This is a genomic window from Pseudomonas sp. P5_A2_2 (assembly GCF_054177685.1).
In genome coordinates this window covers 1-9436 of the sequence record NZ_JBGCUL010000111.1, presented here as the reverse complement: position 1 = coordinate 9436, position 9436 = coordinate 1, and the positions used below count along the sequence as shown (strand labels likewise).

Sequence of the window (9436 nt, the reverse complement as noted above, 5' to 3'; positions counted from 1 at the left end):
CTTGATATCGCCGTCGCTGCGGGTGCGATACGCAGAAAAGCGTCCGGCCAGTTCGTCATTCAGCGGTCCGGAAATCGTGCCCTTGGTCTGGAAGTATCCGTCCTCGCCCACCGAAGATTCGATGCTGCGTTCCGGGGTAAAAGTCGGCGCACGGGTGCTGATGTTGATCACGCCCGCCGTGGTGTTCTTGCCGAACAAAGTGCCTTGCGGACCGCGCAGCACTTCGAGCTGCTCGATGTCCATCAGGTCGAACACGGCCATGCCCGGCCGGCCGAGATAAACATTGTCGATGTACAGCCCGACACTGCCCTCCAGGCCATCGCTGGCCGGGTTGTTGCCCAGGCCACGGATCGACACGCTGGACTGGCGCGCATGCATGTAGGCGACGTTGACGCTAGGCACCAGTTGCTGCAAATCCTGGATGCGATAGATCCGCTGGGTTTCCAGGGTCTGGCCGCTGACTACGCTCATGGGTGTCGGCACATCCTGCGAACTTTCTTCGCGGCGGCGAGTGGTTACGGTTACGGTTTCCAGTTGTGCATTGTCGGCCGTGGCGGTTTTTGCGAGAGTGGTTTCAGGGGTGGTGCTGTCGGCCGCATAGCCTTGGGTCCAACCGGCGCTTCCTGCCAGCAACAGGGCCAGAGGCAGGCGTTTGAGCCGTTGGGGTGACGACGTTGGGGCGAGGTACAACGGACTCATAAGGCGGGGTTCCCGATCAAAAAAAGTTCTTTGTTGCTTGCCAGGCCGCCATCGCGAGCAAGCTCGCTCCCACACTGGTCCCGTGAACTCCAAAGATCCCTTGTGGGAGCGAGCTTGCTCGCGATAGCGTCAGCTCAGACGCCGTCGATATCCGGCCCTTTCACCGTCTGGCTACGCTGCCCATTCACACCCACCGGCACTTCACCCTTGAGCGTCACCCGCCGCACCACGCGATCCTGGGTCCCGTAGTCATCCACTGCGTAATGCTGGGTGGAGCGGTTATCCCAGATCGCCACATCGCCAGCCTTCCAGCGCCAGCGCACGATGTTTTCCTGGCGGATCACATGGCTTTGCAGCAGCCCGAACAGGTGTGCCGAATCGGCTTGGGAATAGCCCTTGATGCGTTTGACGAAATGCCCCAGCAACAGGCTCTTCTCACCGCTGATCGGGTGCACGCGGACCACCGGGTGTTCGGTCTCGTAGACGGTCGAGGTGAAGATCTTGCGATAGCGCTCCAGCTTCTCGGCCGAGACGTCAGGCCTGTTGCCGGCGTAGTCGTATTCGTTGCTGTGCACGGCGACCAGTTTGTCGGCCAGTTCACGCAGCTCTGCCGACAACCCGTCGTAGGCGGTGGCGGTGTTGGCCCACAGGGTGTCGCCGCCGAAAGCCGGGGCCACTACCGAGCGCAAGATCGAAGCTTTCGGGTAGGCCTCGACGAAGGTCACGTCGGTGTGCCAGGAGCTGGCTCGCTGACCATCGGCACCGTCCAGTTCCAGCAGAAAGCGCGTGCCCTCGCGCACCGGTACGGTCGGGTGCGCCACCGGTTCGCCGAGCAGGTGGGCGAACGCCTCCTGGCGCTGATCGTCGAGCCGGGTCTGCTCGCGGAAGAAGATCACTTTGTATTGCAGCAGCGCCTGTTGAATGGCTTCGACGGTGGCGGCATCCAGCTCGCCCGAAAGCTGTACGCCACGAATTTCGGCACCGATGCGACCGGCCACCGGGTGGATTTCAAGCGCGTGAACAGCGGGTTGCACTGCGAAAGCGGCATTGCTCATGGGTAGACCCTCATCAGACTGCTTGCGATTGAACCGGCCGCGAAACACTGCTCTATCTATATTCAATTTAGATCTAATAGATATACACATGCTTCGTTGACGGAATAAGAGGTTGCATTTAAAACCTCAGTCAACCTTCGTCGCAAATGCCTTCGAGCTATTTTTAGGATGCCGGAAAAGCATATGGATCTTCGCCAGTTGCGCTACTTCATCGCCCTCGACGAACACCGCAGTTTCGTGCGCGCGGCCGAGGCCATGGGCATTACCCAGCCTGCCTTCAGCCGCAGCATTCAGGGGCTCGAACACGAGTTCGGCTGCGTCCTGGTGGACCGTGGCAACAAGGATTTGCGCCCCACCCCCGAAGGCCTGGTGGTGCTGCAACATGCCCGCAGCCTGGTGCAAGGCGCGGCCCTCTTGAATGCCGAAGTGACGCAGATGACCAAGCTCGATGCCGGTGAACTGCGCTTCGGTTGCGGTCCGGCACCAGCGGTGAAACTGGTGCCGGATGCGGTGGCGCAATTCATCAACGCGCACCCGAAAGTGCGCACCTGCTTCGAGGTGGATAACTGGGAAAAACTCAGCCGTGCCCTGAGTCGTGAAGAGATCGAATTCTTCATCGCCGACATCCGCCATTTCGAGTCCGACCCGAACTTCCAGACCCAGGCCCTGACGCCCAAGCGCGGTGTGTTTTTCTGCCGGCCCGGGCACCCGCTGCTGGCCAAGGAGAGCCTGTCGACCAACGACATGTTCGATTACCCGCTAGCGACCACGATGATCCCGCCGGGCATTCGCAAACTGCTGGCGAACCTCAGTGGGCGGGTGGATTTTTCACCGACCATCGAGACCGAGCATTTTCCGGCGCTGGTGAAAGTGGTGCTGCAATCGAATGCGATTGGTGTCGGCACCGAGGAGGCGTTTATCGAGGACATTGCCCAGGGTTCGCTGGTGCTACTGCATTGGCGCAACTTGCCGCAGAACATCGAGAGCATGAATGCGCGGTGCGGGATCGTCAGTCGCACGGGGTTCCGGTTGTCACCGGCGGCGCGGGCGATGATCGAGACGTTGGTGGCGGTGGACAGGCAGCAGATCAGCGTCGCGGTTTGATGGCCCCATCGCGAGCAAGCTCGCTCCCACAGGGGATCTCTGTCGGACACACAGTTTGTGTACGACTCAAATCTAATGTGGGAGCGAGCTTGCTCGCGATGGGGCCAGTGAGCTCACTGAAGATTCAAAGCTTGGCCGCGGCCAACTCCGGCGCCACCCAATCGCTCACCTTGAACGACTTGCGAATCAGCTTCTGCTGCGAAGCCAGATCCACCGCATCCTGCAATTTGCCGAGGAACACCGGGTCAAGCGTCGAGGGGAAAACCTCACTCAGTTTCTGATCCTTCAGATCCTGCGTGAGGATCACCGCCGGATAACTCGCCAGCCCCGACACCAACTGAATATAAGCGTCCTTGTTGCTGTCCTGGGTCAGCCACGTCACGGCTTGCTGTTGTGCCTTGAGCAATGTAGCGACCGCCTCGGGATGCTCGTCGACAAACTTCCCGGTCCCCACCAGCACCGCCTGCACACTGCCGGCGCCGCCCAGGTCCTTGGTGTTCAGCGGCAACTCGGCCAGCCCCTTGGCCTRCAACGCCGTGAGCCCGGAACCACCCCACGAGGCATCGATTTGCTTCGCCGCCAGCGCCGCGACCGCCGCGTTGAAGTCGAGGTTGATGACTTTCACGTCCTTCTCGCTCAAACCCTGACTGGCCAGCGCCGCATCGAAGGACAACTGGCTGGCGGTACCACGAAAAATCGCCACGCGTTTGCCCTTGAGGTCCTGCAGGGTCTTGATCCCTGAACCCGGCACCACGCCAAGGTAATGCTTCACCCCGCGCGCCGAGGCGCTGAGCAACCGCGTATCCAGTCCATTGGACTTGCCGATGATGGCCGCCAAATCGCCAAGGTAAGCCAGGTCAACCTGACCGTTGGCGAACGCCTCGTTGATCACCGGGCCAGCGCCCTTGAAGAAACTCCACTGAATCTTGATGCCCTGATCGGCAAAGGCCTTTTCGAAGATCTGTTGATCGCGCAGCACATCCACTACTCCGCCACCGCTGTGCTGGGTACCGGCACTCAGGTCCGGCACGGCGATGCGGATTTCCTTGAGTTCGCTAGCGTTGGCTGTGAAGGCCAGCAGACCCGCCAGGGCCGGTGCGGCGAACAGGCTGATGACACGTTTGAAGGGAAGGTTCATGGGTGCGGCTCCTTGGGCAACGGGCGTTGAGGAACCGAAAGTAGGCTGAAGTAGAGTCAACATTTAAATACTATAAATTCACATTTTTAGACCATTTAGATCTATATCAACGCATCCGGGGCTCTCCGCCGATATGCCCAAGCGGCAYCAAAAATATTCTTCGAATGCATTGGATGCGGAAGCTTAGGGAGGCCATAAATGGCCTCTCTTATCTCTGAATAGTATTTGTTTTGAATTTTATAGATCAATTTTGCATACGCCTGAACCCTTGTAGGAGCGAGCCTGCTCGCGAATAGCGGAAGGTCAATCGAGACATCTTTGCCTGACACACCGCTATCGCGAGCAGGCTCACTCCTACAAAAAAGCATGCCTGTATTGCAACCCGACAACGGAGGTCGTTCATGGCCCGTGTTTCCCTTCTCAGCCTGCCGCTGGCCGCGCCACCACTGGAAAACCAGCGCCTCTGGCCCAGTCTGAATCGTCGACTGTTGCCTTGGTTGTTGCCGATCACCCTGTTCACGCTCTGGTGGCTCGCCAGCCGTAATCACTGGATGAGCGAGCAGATCCTGCCAGCGCCGACCCTGGTCTGGAACAGCGCCGTTGAATTGTCCCAAGGCGAGTTGTGGAGCCATTTGTGGATCAGCCTGCAACGCTTGTTCTGGGGCTTGCTGGCCGGGGTCAGCGCAGGTGCCGTTTTGGGTGCGGCACTGGGTTTCAGTCATCGACTGGAGCGCCTGGTCTTTCCGACCTTCGCCGGATTGGCGCAAGTCCCGACCCTGGCCTGGATTCCATTGTTCATGGTGTTTTTCGGCATCGGTGAGGTGCTGAAACTGGTGGTGCTGATCAAGGCCATCGTGGTGCCGGTGACCCTGCATACACTGGTCGGCGTGCGCGATGCACAACCAAAGCTGCGCGAGGCCGCCGCCGTGTTGCGCTTGCCCAGGCATCTGTTGATCCGACGCCTGGTGCTGCCTGCCGCACTGCCGGCATTCATGGCCGGTGTACGCCTCGCGCTGGCTGCCGGCTGGACCTCGCTGCTGGCTGTCGAACTGCTCGCGTCCAGCGAAGGCATCGGTTACCTGATGGTCTGGGCGCGACAGCTGTTCATGCTCGACATCGTCTTCGTGTGCATCGTGGTGATCGGCTTGATCGGCGTGGCGATGGATCGCGGCATCGGTCTGCTGGACAGGAAACTGGTGCACTGGCCGCACCCGGCCACCGCCGAAATCCGCCGCGGGCCGCGTTATCAAGGTTGGCAGCGATTGCAGCCGTGGCTGCTGCCACTGGCGCTTCTGGCGTTGTGGCAACTGGCCTCGGATCAGCAGTGGATTGACCCGAACATTCTGGTCAGTCCGCTGGCCGTCCTGCACACCACCTGGAATGGCCTGCTCGACGGCACGCTGATTGGCGGCATGGCCCTGAGCCTGGGCCGGACCCTTGGCGGATTGCTGCTCGGCGGTGGGCTCGGGTTTGCCTTGGGGCTGCTGCTGGGATTGTCGCGGACCAATGAACGCGTGCTCGGTCCGACCCTTGCCGCCATCCGCCAGATCGCCATTTTCGCTTGGGTGCCGCTGCTCACCGCGTGGTTCGGTCTGGGGGAATTGGYCAAGTGGGTGTTCGTTGCCCTGGCCGCTTTTTTCCCGCTGTTCATCGCTACCCAACGTAGCGTCGCCCACCTGTCGCCGCAACTGAACGAGGCCGCGCAGGTGTTGCGCCTGAACCTGCCCCAGCGTCTGCGCCGTCTGGTGCTGCCGGGCGCCGCACCGGGGATTTTCGCCGGGCTCAGGCTGAGCCTGATCTACGCCTGGCTCGGCACCATCGGCGCCGAATATTTCATGCCGTCCAACGGCGGCATCGGCAGCCAGATGATCGGCGCCCAGCAACTGCTGCGCATGGACCTGATCATGGCCGGCATGCTGCTGGTGGGCCTGACCGGCGCCCTGCTCAACCTCATTGGCCAACGCCTGGAAATCCGCGCCACCCGCTGGAGACACGCATGAACGCACCGATTGTCAGCTTCAATCACGTGGGCAAAACCTTCGACGTCGACGGCTTCACACTTGAGGCCATTCGCGAATTCAACCTGGACATCGCCGAGGGTGAGTTCGTCGCCATCGTCGGCTCCAGCGGTTGCGGTAAGTCCACTTTGCTGCGGCTGTTGGTGGGCCTCGATACGCAATTTCGGGGGCAGATCAGCGTGGACGGAAAAGCCGTCACCGGCATCGGCGGCGAGCGCGGCATCGTCTTTCAGGAACACCGCTTGTTCCCGTGGCTGAGCGTGGCCGACAACATCGGCCTGGGCCTGGTCAACGAGCCACTCAGCGCTGCGCAAAAGCACAAGCGCATCCATGACTTCATCGAACTGGTGGGCCTCGGCGACTTCGCCCGCGCCTATCCGCACCAGCTCTCCGGCGGCATGGCGCAGCGCGTGGCCATCGCTCGCGGCCTGGTGGCCAGCCCACGGATTCTGCTGCTGGACGAGCCCTTTGGCGCCCTCGATGCGCTGACCCGCCAACAGATGCAGGACGAACTGCTGGCGATCCGCGCGCGGGCAAAAATCACCACAGTACTGGTCACCCACGACGTCGAGGAAGCGATCTTCCTCGCCGACCGCGTGGTGGTGATGGAGCCGCGACCGGGGCGGATCAAGCAAGTGGTCGAGATTGCCCTGCCCCATCCGCGCCAGCGCAGCAGTTTCGACTTCCACCAACTGCGCGAAGAACTGCTTCACGAACTCACCAGCGACGATCACTACCAGCCCCCCGTGCCGGTGCAGGTCCGCGATCTGCCGCTGTCCTTCATTGCCTACTGAAAAAGGAAATGCTTGATGCCGCAACGTCCCAATTTTTTAGTGATCCTGGCCGATGACCTGGGCTTTTCCGACCTCGGCGCCTTCGGTGGCGAAATCAACACGCCGAACCTTGATGCACTGGCCAACAATGGCTTGCGCCTCACCGACTTTCACACCGCACCGACCTGCTCGCCGACCCGATCGATGCTGCTCACCGGCACCGACCACCACATCGCCGGCATCGGCACCATGGCCGAAGCATTGACCCCGGACCTGATCGGCAAACCCGGCTATGAAGGGCATTTGAACGACCGCGTGGTCGCCCTGCCCGAGCTGCTGCGCGAGGCCGGTTACCAGACGTTGATGAGCGGTAAATGGCACCTGGGCCTGACCGCAGAACTGGCGCCTCACGCCCGGGGTTTCGAGCGTTCGTTTTCGCTGTTGCCCGGCGCCGCCAACCACTACGGGTTCGAGCCGACCTACGATGAAACGACGCCACGGTTGCTGAAATCCACCCCGGCGCTGTACATCGAAGACGACCAATTCATCGATGAACTGCCGAAGGATTTCTATTCCTCCGATGCCTTTGGCGACAAGCTGCTGCAATACCTCAAGGAGCGCGACCAGACCCGGCCGTTCTTCGCTTACCTGCCGTTTTCCGCACCGCACTGGCCTTTGCAGGCGCCGGCCGAGGTGGTGGAAAAATACCGCGGGCGCTATGACGCCGGCCCTGAAGTCCTGCGAATCGAGCGCCTGGAAAAACTCAAAAAGCTGGGGCTGATCGAGGCCGATGTCGAGCCGCATCCGTTGATCCAGCTGAGCGCACAATGGGATGCCTTGAGCGACGAACAACGACAGATCTCCGCGCGGGCCATGGAGGTTTATGCGGCGATGGTCGAGCGCATGGACTGGAACATCGGCCGCGTCGTCGACTACCTGCGCCAACAAGGGCAACTGGACAACACCTTCATCCTGTTCATGTCCGATAACGGCGCCGAAGGGGCATTGCTGGAGGCTTTCCCGAAATTCGGCCCGCAGTTGCTGACCTATCTCAATCAGCATTACGACAACAGCCTGGACAACATCGGCCGGGCCAATTCCTACGTCTGGTACGGGCCGAACTGGGCGCAGGTTGCCACCGCGCCGTCGCGGTTGTTCAAAGCCTTCACCACCGAAGGCGGGATCCGCGTTCCGGCGCTGGTGCACTACCCGCAGCTGCCGCTCAAGGGACAGATCAGCCACGGTTTCGGCACGGTGATGGACATCACGCCGACCATTCTCGACCTCGCCGGTGTGCGCCATCCGGGCAAGCAATGGCATGGCAAACCCGTAGCGGAAATCCGCGGCAAATCGTGGCTGGGGTTTCTGTCGGGCGAGACGGCGCAAGTGCATGACGAGCACACCGTGACCGGGTGGGAATTATTCGGTCGGCGGGCGATTCGACAGGGGCAATGGAAGGCGGTGTACATCCCGGGACCGGTCGGGCCGGCGACCTGGCAACTGTATGACCTGGGCAATGATCCGGGGGAGATTCATGACCTGGCGTCGAGCCAACCGCAGAAGCTTGGTGCCTTGATCGAGCATTGGCAGCGGTATGTGGATGAGACCGGGGTGATCTTGAGTGAGTCGCCGTTTCAGCCGGATTGATTCAGCCTGAACCACCGCTATCGCGAGCAAGCTCGCTCCCACAGGTTTTTTTGGCGCTCACAAAACCAATGTGGGAGCGAGCTTGCTCGCGACGAGGCCTTAGCAGACAACCCTTAAGCCTGGGCTGTACGCACCTTCTCCCCGACCACTTCTTCCCTGCGCTCAAACCGGTTCGCCCGCGCAAACGTACCGAAATCATTGAACCGCACGCCCATCTTACGCATCACCTTGTGCCCCACCGGTACGGTCAACTGGCGGATGTAGAACGGTTCCTTCACCACAAAGTGATGGATGCCGTGGCTGCTGCCGAAGTTGAAGCAGAACGCCTGCAACGGCCACAGCCACGGGGCATTCAGGACCTGGGTTTGCTGCATTACATTGCCCGGCTCCACGTCACCGTAGTAGTGCATGTTCGAGCTGATGAAGTGCAGGCAGAACGTGCGCAACACGTTCGGACCGATGATCACGACTGCCGCGATGTCGATCACCTGCATCACCGACAACGTGGTCGCGGACCACTCGATCGGTGCGCCCATCAGATGCGCAACGCCGTTCGCTGCGTGGAAGCCGAGAAACACGTACCACGCACCCCAATGCATCAGCGCCAGCGGTGCGTAGACCTTCAGCGTGCGGTAAATGATGCTGAACTTCATGGCCAAGGTCTTGGCCCGCAGCATGCGGATTAACGACGACATGATGTTGTCGCCAATCATCAGAAACCGTGCGAATCCCCATGGCTCGCCATTGGTGATGGCGCGTTCTTCCATGTCGGCTTCGGAGCCGGAGACTTTGTGGTGGTTGAGGTGCAGGTGGCGGCGAATCCATGGGTTGATGGTGCTCGGCCGCGCCAGCCACACCAGCCCCATCATCAGGTTGTGCGGCACCTTCTGCTTGCGAAAGTACATGCTGTGAATCAGGTCGTGTTCCAGCTCATGGGTCAACGAGGCGAAAAATGCGTTGAGCAACAGGCACGCCCACCAAGCCATATGCCCGGTCATATAG

At 60.8% G+C, this 9436-nt stretch carries 8 protein-coding genes; 4 read left to right on the top strand and 4 right to left on the bottom strand.

Features of this window, described 5'->3' with window-relative positions:
• Window positions 1–699 (bottom strand): TonB-dependent receptor (locus ACXRVY_RS10375; RefSeq protein WP_458237349.1); only part of this gene is annotated, 699 nt, incomplete at its 3' end.
• A gap of 134 nt (window positions 700–833) precedes the next feature.
• A complete protein-coding gene (locus ACXRVY_RS10370) occupies window positions 834–1754 on the bottom strand; it encodes a TauD/TfdA dioxygenase family protein (RefSeq protein WP_457265712.1) in 921 nt (306 codons plus the stop codon).
• Window positions 1755–1937: 183 nt separating this feature from the next.
• On the opposite strand from ACXRVY_RS10370, the gene ACXRVY_RS10365 reads away from it, so the two are divergent.
• A complete protein-coding gene (locus tag ACXRVY_RS10365; protein ID WP_223463268.1) occupies window positions 1938–2858 on the top strand; it encodes a LysR family transcriptional regulator in 921 nt (306 codons plus the stop codon).
• A gap of 124 nt (window positions 2859–2982) precedes the next feature.
• Here the strand turns inward: ACXRVY_RS10365 and ACXRVY_RS10360 are convergent, their stop codons facing one another.
• Window positions 2983–3996, bottom strand: a complete 1014-nt coding sequence (locus tag ACXRVY_RS10360; protein WP_458237348.1) for an ABC transporter substrate-binding protein — start codon at window positions 3994–3996, stop codon at window positions 2983–2985.
• Between the two features lie 401 nt (window positions 3997–4397).
• On the opposite strand from ACXRVY_RS10360, the gene ACXRVY_RS10355 reads away from it, so the two are divergent.
• Genes ACXRVY_RS10355 through ACXRVY_RS10345 form a run of 3 tightly spaced genes read left to right on the top strand, consistent with a single transcriptional unit; the run spans window position 4398 to window position 8434 of the window.
• A complete protein-coding gene (locus ACXRVY_RS10355) occupies window positions 4398–5996 on the top strand; it encodes an ABC transporter permease (RefSeq protein WP_458237347.1) in 1599 nt (532 codons plus the stop codon).
• A complete protein-coding gene (locus ACXRVY_RS10350) occupies window positions 5993–6808 on the top strand; it encodes an ABC transporter ATP-binding protein (RefSeq protein ID WP_223463265.1) in 816 nt (271 codons plus the stop codon). The genes ACXRVY_RS10355 and ACXRVY_RS10350 overlap by 4 nt, the downstream gene beginning before the upstream one ends.
• Before the next feature lie 15 nt (window positions 6809–6823).
• The gene (locus ACXRVY_RS10345; protein WP_223463264.1) at window positions 6824–8434 is read left to right on the top strand and encodes an arylsulfatase; all 1611 of its coding nucleotides are present in this window, start codon (window positions 6824–6826) and stop codon (window positions 8432–8434) included.
• Window positions 8435–8547: 113 nt separating this feature from the next.
• Here the strand turns inward: ACXRVY_RS10345 and ACXRVY_RS10340 are convergent.
• Window positions 8548–9436, bottom strand: an 889-nt coding sequence (locus ACXRVY_RS10340; protein WP_458237346.1) for a fatty acid desaturase, incomplete at its 5' end; no start/stop codon positions are given.